At 72.4% G+C, this 17,084-nt stretch carries 16 protein-coding genes; 9 read left to right on the plus strand and 7 right to left on the minus strand.

The genetic code is table 11. The features are described from left to right. Positions 1-439 precede the first annotated feature (439 nt). From ABD284_RS21140 to ABD284_RS21175, 8 genes are read left to right on the plus strand one after another with little or no spacing between them, the layout of a single operon-like run. Positions 440-1,285 (plus strand): helix-turn-helix transcriptional regulator, encoded by an 846-nt coding sequence (locus tag ABD284_RS21140; protein WP_344146425.1) that lies wholly within the window; start codon positions 440-442, stop codon positions 1,283-1,285. Continuing rightward, positions 1,285-2,697 carry a Fe-S cluster assembly protein SufB gene (gene sufB, locus ABD284_RS21145; RefSeq protein ID WP_344146428.1) on the plus strand — a complete coding sequence of 471 codons (1,413 nt, stop codon included), beginning with the start codon at positions 1,285-1,287 and terminating at the stop codon, positions 2,695-2,697. Before ABD284_RS21140 ends, sufB begins: the two co-directional genes overlap by 1 nt. Before the next feature lie 2 nt (positions 2,698-2,699). After that, entirely contained in the window at positions 2,700-3,869 is a 1,170-nt protein-coding gene (sufD, locus tag ABD284_RS21150; RefSeq protein ID WP_344146431.1) for a Fe-S cluster assembly protein SufD, read from the plus strand. Continuing rightward, positions 3,862-4,194, plus strand: a complete 333-nt coding sequence (locus ABD284_RS21155) for a non-heme iron oxygenase ferredoxin subunit (RefSeq protein ID WP_344146434.1) — start codon at positions 3,862-3,864, stop codon at positions 4,192-4,194. The genes sufD and ABD284_RS21155 overlap by 8 nt, the downstream gene beginning before the upstream one ends. Before the next feature lie 7 nt (positions 4,195-4,201). Further along, the gene (sufC, locus tag ABD284_RS21160; RefSeq protein ID WP_311546019.1) at positions 4,202-4,969 is read left to right on the plus strand and encodes a Fe-S cluster assembly ATPase SufC; all 768 of its coding nucleotides are present in this window, start codon (positions 4,202-4,204) and stop codon (positions 4,967-4,969) included. Beyond that, complete coding sequence (locus tag ABD284_RS21165) at positions 4,966-6,255, plus strand: cysteine desulfurase (RefSeq protein WP_344146438.1); 1,290 nt, start codon at positions 4,966-4,968, stop codon at positions 6,253-6,255. Before sufC ends, ABD284_RS21165 begins: the two co-directional genes overlap by 4 nt. A gap of 21 nt (positions 6,256-6,276) precedes the next feature. Then, positions 6,277-6,762, plus strand: coding sequence for a Fe-S cluster assembly sulfur transfer protein SufU (gene sufU, locus ABD284_RS21170; RefSeq protein ID WP_344146440.1), 486 nt, complete (start codon positions 6,277-6,279; stop codon positions 6,760-6,762). Next, complete coding sequence (locus tag ABD284_RS21175) at positions 6,759-7,112, plus strand: metal-sulfur cluster assembly factor (protein WP_344146443.1); 354 nt, start codon at positions 6,759-6,761, stop codon at positions 7,110-7,112. The genes sufU and ABD284_RS21175 overlap by 4 nt, the downstream gene beginning before the upstream one ends. Before the next feature lie 187 nt (positions 7,113-7,299). Here ABD284_RS21175 and ABD284_RS21180 read toward each other — a convergent pair whose 3' ends face one another. Both ABD284_RS21180 and ABD284_RS21185 read right to left on the minus strand, forming a co-directional pair. Further along, positions 7,300-9,441 (minus strand): hypothetical protein, encoded by a 2,142-nt coding sequence (locus ABD284_RS21180; RefSeq protein ID WP_344146446.1) that lies wholly within the window; start codon positions 9,439-9,441, stop codon positions 7,300-7,302. 436 nt (positions 9,442-9,877) lie between these two features. Then, complete coding sequence (locus ABD284_RS21185; RefSeq protein ID WP_344146448.1) at positions 9,878-10,315, minus strand: SseB family protein; 438 nt, start codon at positions 10,313-10,315, stop codon at positions 9,878-9,880. Positions 10,316-10,596: 281 nt separating this feature from the next. Between ABD284_RS21185 and ABD284_RS21190 the strand changes: the two genes are divergently transcribed. After that, complete coding sequence (locus tag ABD284_RS21190; RefSeq protein ID WP_386699651.1) at positions 10,597-11,571, plus strand: SGNH/GDSL hydrolase family protein; 975 nt, start codon at positions 10,597-10,599, stop codon at positions 11,569-11,571. A 97-nt stretch (positions 11,572-11,668) separates the two neighbouring features. On the opposite strand, the gene ABD284_RS21195 is transcribed toward ABD284_RS21190, so the two are convergent. From ABD284_RS21195 to ABD284_RS21215, 5 genes are all read right to left on the minus strand, one after another. Then, the gene (locus tag ABD284_RS21195) at positions 11,669-12,823 is read right to left on the minus strand and encodes an EAL domain-containing protein (RefSeq protein WP_344146661.1); all 1,155 of its coding nucleotides are present in this window, start codon (positions 12,821-12,823) and stop codon (positions 11,669-11,671) included. A gap of 483 nt (positions 12,824-13,306) precedes the next feature. Continuing rightward, positions 13,307-14,545 (minus strand): beta-ketoacyl-ACP synthase II, encoded by a 1,239-nt coding sequence (fabF, locus tag ABD284_RS21200; RefSeq protein WP_344146451.1) that lies wholly within the window; start codon positions 14,543-14,545, stop codon positions 13,307-13,309. Positions 14,546-14,655: 110 nt separating this feature from the next. Further along, entirely contained in the window at positions 14,656-14,895 is a 240-nt protein-coding gene (locus ABD284_RS21205) for an acyl carrier protein (RefSeq protein WP_311546008.1), read from the minus strand. Between the two features lie 83 nt (positions 14,896-14,978). After that, positions 14,979-15,932: a beta-ketoacyl-ACP synthase III gene (locus ABD284_RS21210; RefSeq protein WP_344146455.1), complete on the minus strand. Its 954-nt coding sequence runs from the start codon at positions 15,930-15,932 to the stop codon at positions 14,979-14,981. Continuing rightward, positions 15,932-16,891 (minus strand): ACP S-malonyltransferase, encoded by a 960-nt coding sequence (locus ABD284_RS21215; RefSeq protein ID WP_344146458.1) that lies wholly within the window; start codon positions 16,889-16,891, stop codon positions 15,932-15,934. The genes ABD284_RS21210 and ABD284_RS21215 overlap by 1 nt, the downstream gene beginning before the upstream one ends. Between the last annotated feature and the right edge of the window lie 193 nt (positions 16,892-17,084).

Here is a 17,084-nt window from a genome sequence, read left to right on the forward strand (position 1 = left end):
CGAGTCTATGGCGGGACGGCCGACTACCCGCACCGCCCCCGGCCCCCTGAAGGACCGGCCGCCCCGCGGGGGTGCGGTCACGTACAGGAGCGCCCGTCCCGTGGGGGTTGGGTCACCTACAGGATCGGGCGCCCCGAGGGGGTGGGCTGCGGCGATGGGGCCAACGCGCGCAGCGAGTGGGCCGGCTTGCCGCCGAGCGCACGGTGCATCCCCGAACAGGACCCCGGCCCAGTCCGGAGCACAACTCGCATGCACGGTCGGGAATACCGCACACAACCACGTGTTGCCGACTATCAGCACCCAGCACCCAGCACCACCCCCAAACCCCCGCCCCACCCCACCAAAAGCCGGCAAGGTAAGCCTCACCTGCGTGACTTACCGCATCGGGCGGCGTTTGCCCACCGGGACTTATTTACGCCACACTGATGTTGTGAAAAACATGGGGAACCGTCAGCAGTCCGCGGGAAGCGCCGCCGCCGGCGCCTCCGCGGCCGCTCACGGCCCCGAGCGGGGTGCCGAGAACGGTACGCGCGCACGCGTGGCGCGGCTGATCCTCGAACACGGGCCCATCACCGCCGCCATGCTCGGCGAGCGGCTCGGCCTCACTCCGGCGGCGATCCGCCGCCACCTTGACAACCTGATGAACGAGGGCATGGTCGAGGCCCGCGATTCCCGCGACCGCGGGCGCCGCGGCCGCGGCAGGCCGGCCCGGGTCTTCGCCATCACCGATGCCGGGCGCGACGCGTTCGTGCACGGCTACGACGATCTCGCCGCCAGTGCGCTGCGGTTCCTCGCCGAGAAGGCGGGGTCCCAGGCCGTGGCCGAGTTCGCCCGGAGCCAGGTGGCCGACCTGGAACGGCGCTACCGCCCGATGCTCGCCGCGGCGCCGCCGCAGCAGCGCATCCGGCTGCTGGCCGAGGCGCTGTCCAACGACGGCTACGCGGCGTCGGCCGGTGAGGCCCCCGCCCCGGGCGGCGGCGACCAGCTGTGCCAGCACCACTGCCCGGTGGCCCACGTCGCCACGGAGTTTCCCGAGCTGTGCGAGGCCGAGGTCGAGGTCTTCGAACGGCTGCTGGGGACCCCGGTGCGGCGGCTGGCCACCATCGCCCACGGCGACGGCGTGTGCACCACGCACGTCACCCCGCGCGACATCGCCGCTGCCGAGCCCCGTCCCGCCGGGAGCCCGGGCCAGTCGCGCACCGATGAGAACACGCCCGCCCGTCCTGGGGCGAGAGGGCGGGCGACGCCAGATGAAGGACGTCTGAGTCCAGGAGGATCCGCGTAATGACGTCTACCGCGCACCCCGAGCTCGAAGGGCTCGGTACCTACGAGTACGGCTGGGCCGACCGAGACGAGGCCGGCGCCTCCGCTCGGCGCGGCCTGAACGAAGAGGTCGTCCGCGACATCTCCGGCAAGAAGGACGAGCCGGAGTGGATGGAGAAGCTCCGTCTCAAGTCGCTGCGCCTCTTCGGCAAGAAGCCGCTGCCCGAGTGGGGCGCCGACCTCGGGGGCATCGACTTCGAGAAGATCAAGTACTTCGTGCGGTCCACGGAGCAGCAGGCCGCCTCCTGGGAGGAGCTGCCCGAGGACATCAAGAACACCTACGACAAGCTCGGCATCCCCGAGGCCGAGAAGCAGCGCCTGGTCGCCGGTGTCGCCGCGCAGTACGAGTCCGAGGTCGTCTACCACCAGATCCGCGAGGACCTGGAGCAGCAGGGCGTCATCTTCCTCGACACCGACACCGCGCTGAAGGAGCACCCGGAGCTCTTCCAGGAGTACTTCGGCACCGTCATCCCGCCCGGCGACAACAAGTTCTCGGCGCTCAACACCGCCGTGTGGAGCGGCGGGTCGTTCATCTACGTGCCGCCGAACGTGCACGTCGAGATCCCGCTGCAGGCCTACTTCCGGATCAACACCGAGAACATGGGCCAGTTCGAGCGGACGCTGATCATCGTCGACGAGGGCGCCTACGTCCACTACGTCGAGGGCTGCACCGCGCCGATCTACAAGACCGACTCGCTGCACTCCGCGGTCGTGGAGATCGTCGTCAAGAAGAACGCCCGCTGCCGCTACACGACCATCCAGAACTGGTCGAACAACGTCTACAACCTGGTCACCAAGCGCGCCGTCGCCTACGAGGGCGCCACCATGGAGTGGATCGACGGCAACATCGGCTCCCAGGTGACGATGAAGTACCCGGCCGTCTACCTGATGGGCGAGCACGCCAAGGGCGAGACCCTCTCCGTCGCCTTCGCCGGCGAGGGCCAGCACCAGGACACCGGCTCCAAGATGGTGCACTGCGCGCCCAACACCTCTTCCACCATCGTGTCCAAGTCGGTGGCGCGCGGCGGCGGCCGCGCCTCCTACCGCGGGCTGATCCAGGTGCAGGAGGGGGCCGACCACTCCAAGTCCACGGTCAAGTGCGACGCGCTGCTCATCGACACCATGAGCCGCTCGGACACCTACCCCTACAACGACATCCGCGAGGACGACGTGGAGATGGGCCACGAGGCCACCGTCTCCAAGGTCAGCGAGGACCAGCTCTTCTACCTGATGAGCCGCGGTCTGGACGAGGACGAGGCCATGGCCATGATCGTCCGCGGGTTCGTCGAGCCCATCGCGCGCGAGCTCCCCATGGAGTACGCGCTGGAACTCAACCGGCTGATCGAACTGCAGATGGAAGGAGCGGTCGGTTAAGCATGGCCAGCCCCAATCTCGGAATCCGCGAGCACTCGCACGGCGGGGACATCCCGATCTCGCGCCTGGACGTGCACGGGTCCTTCGAGTCCGCGAGCTTCCCCGTGCCCAACGGGCGCGAGGAGGAGTGGCGCTTCACGCCGCTCCGCCGGCTGCGCGGCCTGCACCAGGGCCGCGAGATCGCCGACGGCACCATCACCGTCGAGGTCTCCGGCCCTGAGCAGGCCGTCGTCGAGCGCGTTGGGCGCGACGACTCCCGCATCGGCGCGTCCTTCCTGCCCAACGACCGCGTCAGCGCGCTGGCCTGGGAGAGCTTCACCGACTTCAACCCGGCCACCGTGGTCACCGTGCCCAAGGACACCGAGCTGTCCGAGACGGTGTTCGTCAACATCACCGGTACCGAGCACGGCGACGCCTACGGCCACGTCCTGGTGCGCGCCGAGCCGCACTCCTCGGCCACCGTGGTCCTGGAGTACGCCGGCTCGGCCGTCTACGCCGACAACGTCGAGTTCGTCGTCGAGGACGGCGCCTCGCTGACCGTCATCAGCCTGCAGGACTGGGACGACGACGCCGTCCAGGTCTCCCACCAGTACGCCACGGTGGGCCGCGACGCCCGGTTCCGCAGCTTCGTGGTCACACTCGGCGGCGACCTGGTCCGCCTGTCGCCCAGCGTCCGTTACAAGGGCACCGGCGGCGACGCCGAGCTGCACGGCCTGTACTTCACCGGCCGCGCCCAGCACCACGAGCACCGCTCGCTGATCGACCACAACGAGTCCAACACCCGCAGCCGCGTCGAGTACAAGGGCGCGCTCAGCGGTGAGGACGCCCACGCGGTGTGGATCGGCGACGTCATCATCGGCGAGGGCACCTCCGGCACCGACTCCTACGAGCACAACCGCAACCTGGTGCTCACCGACGGCACGCGGGTCGACTCCGTGCCGAACCTGGAGATCTTCACCGGAGAGGTCGAGGGCGCGGGCCACGCCAGCGCAAGCGGCCGGCTCGACGACATCCACCTCTTCTACCTGCAGTCGCGCGGCATCCCCGCGGACGAGGCCCGGCGCCTGGTCATCCGCGGGTTCTTCCAGGAGCTCATCGGCCGCATCGCGGTCCCCGAGCTGCGCGAGCGCATCATGGACGAGGTGGAGGAGAAGCTGGCCCTCCATGAGTGACGGATACACCCGGGTGTGTTCGCTGAGCGACGTCCCCGACGAGGGCGCGCTGGGCGTGGAGATCGGCGACACGCCGGTGGCGGTGGTGCGCAGCGAAGGCGAGATCTACGCCATCAGCGACATCTGCTCCCACGCCGAGGTGAACCTGTCCGAGGGCGAGGTCGAGGACGGGACCGTCGAGTGCTGGCTGCACGGGTCCTGCTTCGACCTCGGCTCGGGCAAGCCGATCAACCCGCCGGCGACCCAACCGGTCGCCACCTACGCAGTGCAGATCGACGGCGACGACGTCCTCGTCTCGCTCAACACCCAGAGTTCAAAAGGCTGAATCGCATATGACGAAGTTCGAAATCCGCGGGGTGCGCGCCGACGTCCTCATCGGCGCCGAGGAGCGCCAGGAGATCCTCAAGGGCGTCGACCTCACCATCAACTCCGGCGAGACCCACGCCATCATGGGCCCCAACGGCTCCGGCAAGTCCACGCTCGCCTACGCCATCGCCGGCCACCCCCGCTACGAGATCACCGACGGCGAGGTGCTGCTCGACGGCGAGAACGTGCTGGAGATGAGCGTCGACGAGCGCGCCCGCGCCGGCCTGTTCCTGGCGATGCAGTACCCCGTCGAGGTTCCGGGCGTGTCCATGTCCAACTTCCTGCGCAGCTCGGTCACCGCCGTGCGCGGCGAGGCGCCCAAGCTCCGCACCTTCTCCAAGGAGCTGCAGGAGACCATGGGCAACCTGGCCATCGACTCCTCCTTCGCCGCCCGCGGCGTCAACGAGGGCTTCTCCGGCGGTGAGAAGAAGCGCCACGAGATCCTCCAGCTGGAGCTGCTCAAGCCGCGCATGGCCATCCTCGACGAGACCGACTCCGGTCTCGACGTGGACGCGCTGAAGGTCGTCTCGGCCGGAATCAACCGGGCGCGCGAGACCGGCGACGTGGGCGTCATGCTCATCACCCACTACACCCGCATCCTCAACTACGTCCAGGCCGACCACGTGCACGTGTTCGCCGGCGGCCGCGTCGCCGAGTCCGGCGGGCCCGAGCTGGCCGACACCCTGGAGTCCGAGGGCTACGAGCGTTTCGCGAAGGCAGGCGCAGCGAAGTGACCACGAGCGAGCTGGGGCGCCTCGACGTCGAGGCGGTGCGGGCCGACTTCCCGGTCCTGGCCCGCACCGTCCGCGACGAGCGCCCGCTGGTGTATCTCGATTCCGGAGCGACATCGCAGAAGCCCCGCCAGGTGGTCGAGGCCGAACGGGTCTTCTACGAACGCCACAACGCGGCGGTGCACCGCGGCGCGCACCAGCTCTCCGAGGAGGCCACCGACGCCTACGAGAGCGCGCGCGCGACCATCGCGGCGTTCGTGGGCGCCCAGCCCGGCGAGGTCGTCTTCACCAAGAACACCACCGAGGGCATCAACCTGGTGGCCTACGCCATGAGCAACGCCGCCACCGGTGGCGACGCCCACGCCCGGTTCGTCGTCGGCCCCGGCGACGAGATCCTCGTCAGCGAGATGGAGCACCACGGCAACCTGGTGCCCTGGCAGCAGCTGTGCCAGCGCACCGGCGCGACGCTGCGGTGGTTCCCGGTGACCCCCGAGGGCCGGCTGGACCTGAGCGGCATCGACGAGCTGATCAACGACCGCACCAAGCTCGTCGCGATCGCCCACCAGTCCAACGTCCTGGGCACCGTCAACCCGGTCGCCGCCATCGCCGAGCGCGCCCACGCCCACGGCGCGCTGGTGCTGGCCGACGCCGCGCAGTCGGTGCCGCACATGCCGGTCGACGTCGCCGAGCTGGGCGTGGACTTCCTCGCCTTCTCCGGGCACAAGATGCTCGGGCCGACCGGCATCGGCGTGCTGTGGGGGCGTTCGGAGCTGCTGGCGGCCATGCCGCCGTTCATCTCCGGCGGGTCCATGATCGGCGTGGTCTACATGGACCACACCACCTGGGCCGACCCGCCGCAGCGGTTCGAGGCCGGGACCCCCATGGCGGCGCAGGCCGTGGGGCTGGCCGCCGCGTGCGACTACCTCAGCGCGGTGGGTATGGACAAGGTGCAGGCCCACGAGCACGCCCTCACCGAGTACGCGCTCAAGCGGGTCGCCGAGGTGCCGGGCGTGCGCATCATCGGCCCGGCCGACGCCGTCGACCGCGGCGGCGCGATCGCGTTCACGGTCGAGGACATCCACCCGCACGACGTGGGCCAGGTCCTCGACGACCTCGGCGTCGAGGTGCGTGTGGGCCACCACTGCGCGTGGCCCCTGCACCGCTGCTACGAGACCGTGGCCACCACGCGGGCGTCGTTCTACCTGTACAACACGTTCGCCGAAGTCGACGCCCTGGCCGAGGGAATCCGGGCCGCGCAGCGGTTCTTCGGCACCGCGGCTGCACGCTAGGAGGGGGGACAGGCCGCTACTATGCAGCTCGACTCCATGTACCAGGAGATCATCCTGGACCACTACCGCAACCCGCACAACAAGGGGCTGCGTGAGCCGCACGACGGCGAGGCCCACCACATCAACCCCACCTGCGGCGACGAGATCACCCTGCGCGTCCGGCTCACGCCGGCCGCCGAGGGGGGCGGCCTCGACGGCGGGGCGACGGTCAGCGACGTGTCCTACGACAGCATGGGCTGCTCGATCAGCCAGGCCAGCGCGTCGGTGCTGACCGACCTGCTGATCGGGCGCAGCGTCGACGACGGCATGCGCATGCTCGACGAGTTCACCGAGCTCATGCACTCCAAGGGCCAGGCCGAGCCCGACGAGGACGTGCTGGAGGACGCGGTGGCCTTCGCCGGCGTCTCGAAATACCCTGCCCGTATCAAGTGCGCCCTGCTCGCCTGGATGGCGTGGAAGGACGCGACCGCCCAGACCCTGGAAACGGAGAAGGAGGGCGCCTCATGACCGAACAGGACTCCACCGCGACCGTACCGGAGCCCGCCGGCGGCGAGGCGCTGGCCGAGGAGATCGGCGAAGCGCTGAAGGACGTCATCGACCCCGAGCTCGGGGTCAACGTCGTCGATCTCGGCCTGCTCTACGGGGTCAACGTCGACGGGGACGTCATCACCCTGGACATGACGCTCACCAGCGCCGCCTGCCCGCTGACCGACGTCATCGAGGACCAGGCGAACACCGCGCTGGACGAGTTCGAGCGCGAGGTCAAGATCAACTGGGTCTGGATGCCGCCGTGGGGCCCGGACAAGATCACCGACGACGGCCGCGACCAGCTGCGCATGCTCGGCTTCAACGTCTGAAAACCGTGCGCCGCAGGCGCGATCCCCGGCGTTTGCACGGGCCCCGCCGAAGCATCGGCGGGGCCCGTCGTCAGCGCCGGAGCGGTCAGCCCTGCCGCGGTGCGGGGGCGACGATCTCGACCAGGTGGTCGAAGGGGGCGAAGCCGACGGTGTTCGCAGTCATGACCGCTGCGCCGTGCCTGTGGGCTCAATGCGCCGGGATGAGGCCTGGGCCGAGCTCGTGGGCGATGTCGGTGTCACCGCGTTCGGTCAGGCTGTCCAGCAGGGCCTGCGGCTCCGCGGCGCGGTCGTCGGAGCCGTCCTCGCTGATGCGCCGCGCGATGATCTTGAGGGCCTCCTCGGTGGCGGCGGGTGCGGTGTAGCCGATCAGGTGCAGCGCGCGGCTGGTCGGGCCGTGCGAGCTCATGTCGGCGGCCGGCAGGCGGCGCGCGTCCAGCCGGTCGCCGTTGACGGTGATGAAGACCCGGTCGCCGGGCTGCGCCGAGAGGCGGCGCAGCAGCGGACGCAGCGAGTCGAACGCCGGCTGGTCGCGCCAGACCAGCACCAGCAGGTCGGCGCCGGGCGCTGTCAGGCACAGCAGGCGGCCCGGCTGCAGGCCCAGATGCGTCGCATAGCCCGGCGGAACGGTGACCGGTGCGCCGTGCAGGTGGTCGGCGGAGACGTCCACCCGGTGCCACCACCGGCCGTCGGGCGCGCGGAAGCAGCGGGCCGAGTCGGCCACCCGCGGCGGCTGCGGCGCGCTCGGCCGGGGATGCTCGGCGTGGTCCTGCAGCGGCGCCTCGGCGCCGGGGCGCCGCCGGATGGGCAGCCCGTTGGCGGTGGTGGTGCCTTCGGCCTCGGCGTCGGGGTCGGGCGGGGTGCTGCCGTAGGCGGGGCCGGGGGGCGCGTTCTCGACCGGGATCGAGGGGTCGACCATGACGTGGCCCTCGCGGATGGTCACGCCCGGTGTGCTCAGCAGCCACGCGCGCACGGCCTGCTGGCGGATGCCGATCCGGGCCAGCCGGATCGCGGCGTCGGAGGTGCTGGGCGCGTCGCCCAGCATCTCGCGGGTCTGCCAGCGCATCCGGTGCGGGTCGTCGGCCACCAGCCAGCCGTTGTGCAGCCGGCGGTCGGTGAAGAGGGTGATGACCACCCGCCACAGCGGCGTGCCCAGCGCCGGGACCTCGACCGGGTGGTCGGGATGGGCGGTGATGAGGTGGTCGACGGTGGCGGCGGCGCCCAGGTGGTCGGAGAGCTCGCGCATGTGCTTGGTCAGCGGGCCGCCCGCAGGCGAGCCCAGCCACTGCAGCAGCCGCTCCTCGACGGTGCGCTGGGCGTTGCGGATGTCGCGCAGGTCCACGCCGAGCTGGTCGGTCAGCAGCCGGATGCTGACGGGCTCCGAGGCGAACAGCCGCTCGGCGGCGACGGTGCGCTCGACGTCGGTCCAGTTGCGGAAGAAGTCCTCGAGCAGGTCCACCAGGGGGTGGCGGCCGAGCTCGGGGGCGGGCGCGGGCGCGGGCTCCGCGGTGTCCTGCTGCGGGACCCGGCTGAAGGCGGGGCGACGCAGCGTGCGGTCGGGTCCCAGCAGCGAGCTGCGCACCGGCCCCGCGGAGGCCTCGGCCGCTGCGGACCCGGCGGCGGACTCGTATGCGGCGCCGGCGCCCGCCCGCGACCGCGTCTCCTCGTCGCGCTGGGCCCGCAGCGCGCGCAGCGTCCGGATCGCCCGGGTGGCGGGGCTCTGCGTTCTCGGCGCCTCATCGGGCTCGGCGGGCGCCTCGGCCGGTCCGGCGCCGGTGGCGGCGGTGAGGTAGGCCAGGGCGCTGTGCACGTGGTCGGGCGCCGAGTCGGGCATCCAGTTGGCCAGGGTGCGGACGGCCTCGACCATCAGCCCGGGGGAGGGCGAGGCGGCGCGGCCCTGCTCGCCGGCCAGGGGCTCGACCGCGCGCCAGGTGGCGGTGCCGACGAGGTCCAGCGGACCGCAGCTTTCGGGCAGCCCCCAGGAGCCGATGGCGGCCGGGCTGGCCGAGACCAGCCGCTCCCAGCTGCCGGCGGTGGCCAGCAGGGCGCCCCGCACGGGCTCGGCCACGTCGTCGATGTCCACGTCGGCGGCGCGCAGGCACGGCAGGAACTCGCCCAGCGGGAGGTGGCTCCACTGCTCGGCGGCCAGGCGCGCGAGGGAGTGCGACAGCCAGGTGGTTCCGGCGATGTCCAGGACGCGGGGCAGCGGCAGTGAGTTCCACCAGCCCTCGATCAGCCGGGCGTGCCACAGCACCGGCCCCACCATCGCGGGATCGCTCCACCGCAGGGCGGGAACGAGGTCGGTGAGGCAGATCGGGGAGACGGCGTTCATCTGCTGAAGACCTCGACCTCCGCGCGTCCGGCCCGCGGCGGGAAGCCGGAACCGGTTCCCCGCGGGCAAATACGTTCCTGGACCACAGTACGTCCACTCGACCGGCGCCCGGTGCCCGGCCGCCGGAGGCGCGGTCGGTGCCCGACAGGTCGAAGCGGCGCACCCTCGGGTGATCGTACGTGCGCGTGCTGCGGTTGAACAGTGCCGGGGCGGATCGGATCCGAGCAGGTGGCGGCGGGTCTGACGGCCTGACCCCGGGATGCTGTCCCGCTTGGTGGAATGCCGGTTTCGATGGGGATGCGCGGTATTGTGACGTAGGTTACGTGCGCGGGGCCTTCTCGGCGCGAAAAGCACTCCTGGGCGCCGTCGCGCCGGTGTGGTACGGCTGCACCCCGCTCTGCGGCGGAGGCGCGCCCCCGCCGCAGAGCGGCCGCGGTCACGTGGCCAGCGCCGCGACGGTGTCGGGATAGATCGGGACGCTGGCCGGGTTGCCGGGGTTCAGCGCCAAGCCGACGCCGTCGGGCATCGCCTCGGCGAGGTCGCGCGCGGCCAGCACCGTGTAGGGCAGTTCGGCGCTGCGCAGCCCCAGTTGCTCCTCGGAGGTGAACGCCGGGATGAACGGCGCGCCTTCGAGCTCCAGGGTCGGCAGCGCCACCGAGCCGTCGTCCTGGGTGCCCGAGCCCTGCGGCAGCGGGACCCACACCTGCCCTTCGCGCAGCGCGGAGATGAAGGCGCTCACGGGAGCCGGATCGGGCGACTCGGCGCCGGACTGGGCCAGCGCGTCCTGCAGCGCCTGCTCGACGTCGTTGGCGGGGAAGGCCTCGGCCTGCTCGCCGGACTCGCTGTTCTCCGGAATGGCGTCGCTGTTGCTCATGCGGGTGCAACGGCTCCTTGCGTAGTCGCGTGCGTAACCCTCCGGCCGCCGTTCGGCCGGCTGCCGAGGCGACGCACCTGACGCCCGGAGATCGGACCTGGTGCAGGCGTGTCGGCGGTAGTCGGAGGTATGCTTGTCGGGCAGGCCCTACCCTTGCCTCTCCCTGTTGACACATCCTCGTCCGTGTCGTGTGTGAGAGACGCACCCCGTTGTCGAGCTCCCCGCGCGTCGCCGTGGGCCCTTGCGACGGTGCCCGTGGCCGAGCTGCATGATTGGTTGATGTGACTGACCTGGAGACGAATCCCCCGGAGGGCGATCAGGAGCAGCCGCCCGCAGCCATCCGCTCCTACGTGGCCATCGGCGACAGCCTGACCGAAGGCCTCGACGACCTCGCGTCCGACGGGCGGTACCGCGGGTTCGCCGACCGCCTCGCCGAGCACCTGAGCGCCTTGGCACCGGGCTTCCGCTACGCCAATCTTGCCGTTCGCGGGCGCCGCATGCGCCACATCTTCGGCGAGCAGCTCGAACAGACCCTGAGTTTCGGGCCGGATCTGGTCACTGTGCACGCCGGAGGCAACGACGTGCTGCGGCCCAACACCGACCTCGACGCCCTCGCCGCCGAGTTCGAGACCGGCGTCCGGCGGCTGCGCGACGCCGGAATCCGCGTGGTCATCCTCTCCGGGCACGACACCGGATGGATCCCCGTCCTGCGCGTGTACCGCGGCAGGATCGCGGTGTTCAGCATGCACCTGCGCGCCGTCGCCGAGCGCACCGCCAGCGACATCGTCGACCTGTGGTCGATGGGTGCGCTGAACGACCCCCGCGCCTGGAGCGTGGACCGGCTGCACTTCAACGCCGAGGGCCACCGGATCGTCGCCGCCCGCATCGCCGAGCTGCTCGACGCGCCGATGGGCCCGCGCGAGACCTGGATGCGCCCGTGGGAGACCCCGCCCGAGCGGCTGCCGCGCATCCTGCGCCGCCGCGAGAACTGGCGCTGGGCCCGCCAGCACCTCGTGCCGTGGCTGAGCCGCCGCGCCCTGGGCCGCTCCTCGGGCGACGGCCGCGACCCCAAGCGCCCCCAGCTTATCGAGCTGTCGACCGCCCCGGGCCCGGCCGAGCCCAACGGGGTCGGGCCGACGGCGGCGGAGCGCGACCGCGGTGCGCCCGCCGACGGGGGAGCCGCCGGCTACGAGCCCGCGAACGGCCGCGCCGTGCGGCAGGCGCGCAGCCGCGGGCACCGGAGCGGACGCGGCTGACCCGGGACTCCGGACCGATCCGCCCGGCCCGAGCGGCACAACCGGAACCGGCGGGATCCGCGGGCCCCCTCGCCCGGGCGCGGCCCGACCCGCCCGATCACTCGGCCTCGCCGGCCAGGCTCTGGATCAGGTCGCCGACGTGCACGATCCCCGTGCACTGGCCGAACTCGTTGACGGTGACGAGGTCGTCGTAGACGCGCTCGCGCTCGTGGCCGGCCGCCCGCAGCGCCGCCATCGCCCGGACGTTGCGGGGCACCGTCCGCGGCGTGTCGGCCAGCCGGCTCGCCGGCCGCTTCGCGTGCAGCGCGTGGCCGTAGGGCCCGGTGACCGCGAGCAGGAACCGCGCGCGGTCGATGTGCGCGATCGGGCGGTCGCGGTGGTCGATCAGCACGACGCTGTTCAGCGCGGTGTCGGCGCTGAACGCGTCCAGCACCTCTTCGGCCGTGGCATCGGTGTTCATGGCCACCGGCGGCCGCATGAACTCGGCGACCGGAGGCCCGGAGTCGTGGCGCTCCTGGGCGGCCTCGACCGGGGCCGCCGGCACCGAGCCGACGCGCTCGCCGGGCAGCCAGTCGTCGTCGGCGAACAGCGGCCCCTGGGCGAGCCGCACGCCGGCCTCCCGCAACCGGCTCACCTGCTCGTCGGAGGTGACCCCGGAGGCCATCGGGAAGACGCCGCCGCCGTGCCCGATGCGCACCAGGCCGTCGACGAGGGCGCCCATGCGCTGGTCGCCGGGCAGCCCGCCCACGATTCCCGGATCGATGCGCAGCAGGAACGGGCTGGTCTCCAGCAGCAGGTCCGGCGGCACGGCGGCGGTGCCCAGACCGCAGCGGAATCCCTGCTCCCGCAGTCGGGCGAGCCCGCGCACCAGCGGCTCGCGGGGGACCCGGGGCAGGTCGGGACCGAGCATGACGGTGACGTCGCGCGGGCGCCGCCCGCTCCGGCGCAGCGTGTCCTCGAACAGATGGAACACCTCGGGCTCGGCGGTCACGGCCTGCGCGGGCAAGGGGACGACGAGCGGGAGCAGTAACTCGCGGGCGGTCGCGCTGCGCACGAGACGGGAGAGCCGCTCGGCCGCCGAGGCGGGGTCGCCGGGCCACTCGCTCCGCGACCTGCCGTCCGCCGCGCGGATGTCGGCGTCCACGGCGAGCACCGCTCCGGAGTCGAGATCGACGACGGGCCGGTAGACCGGGACCTCGCCCGAGCCGCCGTCTGCGGCGTCGCTTCGGTGGTCTCCGGGACCGGGATGCATATCGCTCAACGCCGGGGACTGAAGGGACACACGGCAATCATCGCGGAGGGGGCGCGTGTTGTCAGCGGCCCGGGACACGAGTTCAAGCGCCATTCCCCGCAGGGAGGCGGGGCGTTCATGTTCTCCGTCGGGCCGCGGCCGCCCCCGGGAAGGCGGAAGGGCGGACGGGTCCCGCCCGTCCGCCCGCGGTGCGGGGAGGTCCGGCAACGGGATGTCGCCGTGCGTGCCCCGCGCGGCGGCGGCGCATCCGCCGCCGGCCCCGCCGGCGCGCACTCCGGCCGGGACGTATCCGAGCGAACCGGGCGGCCCTCCCGTCCGGCGCGGACTCCCGGCGGCCGCCCGGCCGCGGCACCGCGCCGGGGGGAGCGGTGCCGCGGTGGTCGCGGCCGAGGGAGGGTGCCGGGCCGTGTTCGAGGGGCCGCTGTCCTCCTGCGGGGCGCACCCCGGTGCGCCGCCCGCTGCAGACGAAGCCGTCGTGGCGCCCTAAGCGCGGCGGAAGGCGACGGCGACGTTGTGGCCGCCGAAGCCGAAGGACTCGTTGAGGGCGGCGACAGCCTCGGCGGGCATGTCGCGCGACTTGTCGCGCACGATGTCCACCCGCACCTCGGGGTCGAGCTCCTCGATGTTGATCGTCGGCGGGATGCGCCCCTCGTACAGCGCCAGGATCGTGGCGATGGACTCCACCGCGCCGGCGCCGCCGAGCAGGTGCCCGGTCATGGACTTCGTGGAGGTCACCGCCACGCGGTCCGCCGCCGCGTCCCCCAGGGCGGCGCGGATGGCGACGCTCTCGCCGACGTCGCCCGCCGGAGTGGAGGTGGCGTGTGCGTTGACGTGGGCGATGTCGGAGGGGGCCAGGTCGGCGTCCTCCAGCACGGCGCGGATGGCCTGGGCCTGGCCCCGGCCCTCGGGGTCGGGCAGCACGATGTCGTGGGCGTCGTTGGTGTAGCCCGCGCCGGCGGCGACGGCGTAGACCCGCGCACCGCGCGCGGCGGCGTGCTCGGCCGACTCCAGGACCACGATGCCGGCGCCCTCGCCCATGACGAAGCCGTCGCGCTGGGTGTCCCAGGGGCGCGACGCGCCCTGCGGGTCGTCGTTGCGGGTGGACAGCGCGCGCATCGACGCGAACGAGGCCATGTTCAGCGGGTGGATGGCGGCCTCGACGCCGCCGGCGATCACCACGTCGGCGCGGCCGCTGCGGATCATGTTGATGGCGTCGGCCACGGCCTCGGCGCTGGAGGCGCACGCGCTCACCGGTGCGTGCGCACCGGCGCGGGCCGAGTACTCCAGCGACACGGCGGCGGCGGGGCCGTTGGGCATCAGCATGGGGACGGTGAACGGGGAGACGCGCTTCCAGCCGCGCTCGCGGAAGGTGTCGTACTGCTCCAGGATCGTCAGGATGCCGCCGATCCCGCTGGAGACCACGGCGCCCAGGCGGGACGGGTCGACATCGGGGGAGTCGGAGTCCTCCCAGGCCTCCTGAGCCGCGATCAGCGCCAGTTGCTGGGTGCGGTCCAGCCGCCGCAGGCGCTGCCGGGGGAGCACCTCCGAGGGCTCCGTGGCGATTCGGCCGGCGAAGTGCACCGGCAGGTCCTGGACCCAGTCCTCCTGGAGCGTGTCGATACCGGACCGGCCTTCGAGAAGTGCGGACCAGGTGCTGGCGACATCACCTCCCAGCGGGGTTGTGGCGCCGAGTCCCGTCACGACGACTTCGGTGGTGTTCATCGCTCCCAATCGCCCTTCACATCGGGTGGTCGATCTCCCGGCCGGTACCCGGACGGGCTGGCAGGGGGCCCGGCCCGCCGGCCGGCTGCGCGGCCGGCGGGCACGGTGCGCTACTTCTGGATGAAGTTGATGACGTCCTGGACGGTCTTGAGGTCCTTGAGCTGGTCGTCGGGGATCTCGACGCCGAACTTGTCCTGCGCGGCGACGGCGATCTCCACCATCGACAGGGAGTCGATGTCCAGGTCGTCGACGAAGCTCTTCTCCGGGGTGACCTCGCTCGCCGAGACACCTGCGATCTCGTCGATGATCTCGCCGAGGCCGTCGAGGATCTCCTGCTCGGTGTGAGCCATGTCGGGGTTCTCCTTAGTGAACTGCGTGTCGGTCGATACGTGCCGCGGCGCCCGGCCCCGGAGAGGGCCGCGCCCGCGGATGTCTAGGGAATCTCCAGCACCTGGGCCGAGTAGGTCAGGCCCGCGCCGAATCCCATGGTGAGCACGAGGCTCCCCGAAGGCAGCTCGCCGCGTCCGGACATGCGCGCAAGCGCAAGCGGAACCGAAGCCGACGAGGTGTTGCCCGCCGTGACGATATCGCGGGCGATGATCGCCTGGGGCGCTCCCAGCTTGCGCGCGATCGCCTCGACGATGCGCAGGTTCGCCTGGTGGGGCACGAAAGCGGTCAACTGCTCGGGCTCGACGCCCGCGCGGCGCAGCGCCTCCGCGGCGACCGCGTTGAGTTCGGTGGTCGCCCACCGGAAGACCGCCTGGCCCTCCTGGTGGAGGTACTTGTCGTCGCGCAGGTAGATCTTGTCGGCGCGGTCGCCCGAACTGCCCCAGACCACCGGGCCGATGCCGGGGGTCTCGGCGGCGCTCACGACGGCGGCGCCGGCGCCGTCGGCGAAGATCACACAGGTGGAGCGGTCTTCCCAGTCGAGCCAGTCCGACAGCTTCTCCGAGCCGATGACCAGCACGTTGCGCGCCGACCCCGCGCGCACGGAGTCCGCGGCCAACCCGAGGCCGTAGCAGAACCCGGCGCAGGCGGCGTTGACATCGAAGGCCCCCGGCGCCTCGATGCCCAGGCGGGCCGAGACGCGTGCGGCCGCATTCGGGATCTGGTCGACCAGAGTGCAGGTGGCGACGATGACCAGGTCGATGTCGGCGGGCGCGAGGCCGCTCGCCGCCAGCGCCTTGCCGCCGGCGGCCGCGCCCATCGACACGACGCTGTCGTCGGGGCCGGCGATGCGCCGCTCCTTGATGCCGACGCGGCTCTGGATCCACTCGTCGCTGGTCTCGACCCGCTTGGCGAGGTCGTCGTTGGTGACGACGTTCGCCGGCTGGTACTCGCCCAGCGCGAGGACGCGCGCTCCCGCCGCCGCGGGGAGGAGGTTCATCAGGGGCGGCCTTCCTGTCGGGTTGCGGTGCTCTGGCTGTGTTCGCGGACGAGCTCGCGGGCGCGTTCGAGGTCGTCGGGGGTCTTGACGGCCAGCCGCTCGACACCGGGCAGCCCGCGCTTGGCCAGCCCGGTGAGGGTGCCGGCGGGCGGAAGCTCGATGAGGGCGGTGGCGCCCAGCCCGGCCAGCGTCTCGGTGCAGGAGTCCCAGCGCACCGGCGCGCTGATCTGCTGGACGAGGCGGTCGAGGTACTCGCCGCCGGTGGCGACCACCGCGCCGTCGCGGTTGGACAGCAGCCGGGTGCGGGGGTCGGCGGGCTCGACGGACTTGGCCAGCCGCTCCACGCGCTCCGCGGCGGGGGCCATGTGGTGGGTGTGGAAGGCCCCGGCCACCGACAGGGAGCGCAGCCGGGCGCGCGGCGGAGGGTCCTCCGCCAGCGCGGCGAGCTGCTCGGTGGTCCCGGCCGCCACGATCTGGCCGGAGCCGTTGTCGTTGGCGGGGGTGAGTCCGTGGGACTCCAGTGCGGCCAGCACCTCGTCGCGGTCGCCGCCGAGCACCGCGGTCATGCCGGTCTCGGTCCGGGCGGCGGCCTCGGCCATGCCCCGGCCGCGTTCGGCCACCAGGGCCAGTGCGTCCTCGGGGCGCAGCACGCCGGCCAGGCCCGCGGCGGTCAGCTCGCCGACGCTGTGGCCGGCGACGGCGTCGATCGAGTCGGGGGCGGAGTCGATCTCGCCGAAGAGCGCGGCGGCGGCGGCGAAGCCCGCGCCGACCAGCAGCGGCTGGGCGACCGCCGTGTCGCGGATCTCCTCGGCGTCGGCGGTGGTCCCGTAGCGCTTCAGGTCCAGGCCGACGGCCTCGGACCACCGTTCGAGGAGTTCGGCCGTTCCGGGCAGTTCGAGCCAGGGGGCGAGGAATCCGGGCACCTGGGCGCCCTGGCCGGGAGCAGCGATGACAAGCACGTCACCAACACTGCCCTGTGGGACCCCACCGAACGGATGCGGACCGAGACGAAAAAACGGGGTCCGGGTTTGTCGCCGTTCTACAACCGCGGGCGCAGGAGAACGCGAAAAGCGGTACCGGTCACACTGGCGGCCGTGATCTCCGGCCGCAACGGGGCTCGCGGCACCGGCCGACCGCCGCCGTGTCGTGCGC

The organism is Streptomonospora arabica (assembly GCF_039531585.1).
GTDB lineage: Bacteria > Actinomycetota > Actinomycetes > Streptosporangiales > Streptosporangiaceae > Streptomonospora > Streptomonospora halophila.

Coding starts and splice junctions, on each gene's coding strand:
- ABD284_RS21140 (WP_344146425.1), top strand. CDS start 440: ATGGGGAACCGTCAGCAGTCCGCGGGAAGCGCCGCCGCCGGCGCCTCC.
- sufB (WP_344146428.1), top strand. CDS start 1,285: ATGACGTCTACCGCGCACCCCGAGCTCGAAGGGCTCGGTACCTACGAG.
- sufD (WP_344146431.1), top strand. CDS start 2,700: ATGGCCAGCCCCAATCTCGGAATCCGCGAGCACTCGCACGGCGGGGAC.
- ABD284_RS21155 (WP_344146434.1), top strand. CDS start 3,862: ATGAGTGACGGATACACCCGGGTGTGTTCGCTGAGCGACGTCCCCGAC.
- sufC (WP_311546019.1), top strand. CDS start 4,202: ATGACGAAGTTCGAAATCCGCGGGGTGCGCGCCGACGTCCTCATCGGC.
- sufU (WP_344146440.1), top strand. CDS start 6,277: ATGCAGCTCGACTCCATGTACCAGGAGATCATCCTGGACCACTACCGC.
- ABD284_RS21175 (WP_344146443.1), top strand. CDS start 6,759: ATGACCGAACAGGACTCCACCGCGACCGTACCGGAGCCCGCCGGCGGC.
- ABD284_RS21180 (WP_344146446.1), bottom strand. CDS start 9,441: ATGAACGCCGTCTCCCCGATCTGCCTCACCGACCTCGTTCCCGCCCTG.
- ABD284_RS21185 (WP_344146448.1), bottom strand. CDS start 10,315: ATGAGCAACAGCGACGCCATTCCGGAGAACAGCGAGTCCGGCGAGCAG.
- ABD284_RS21195 (WP_344146661.1), bottom strand. CDS start 12,823: ATGCATCCCGGTCCCGGAGACCACCGAAGCGACGCCGCAGACGGCGGC.
- fabF (WP_344146451.1), bottom strand. CDS start 14,545: ATGAACACCACCGAAGTCGTCGTGACGGGACTCGGCGCCACAACCCCG.
- ABD284_RS21205 (WP_311546008.1), bottom strand. CDS start 14,895: ATGGCTCACACCGAGCAGGAGATCCTCGACGGCCTCGGCGAGATCATC.
- ABD284_RS21210 (WP_344146455.1), bottom strand. CDS start 15,932: ATGAACCTCCTCCCCGCGGCGGCGGGAGCGCGCGTCCTCGCGCTGGGC.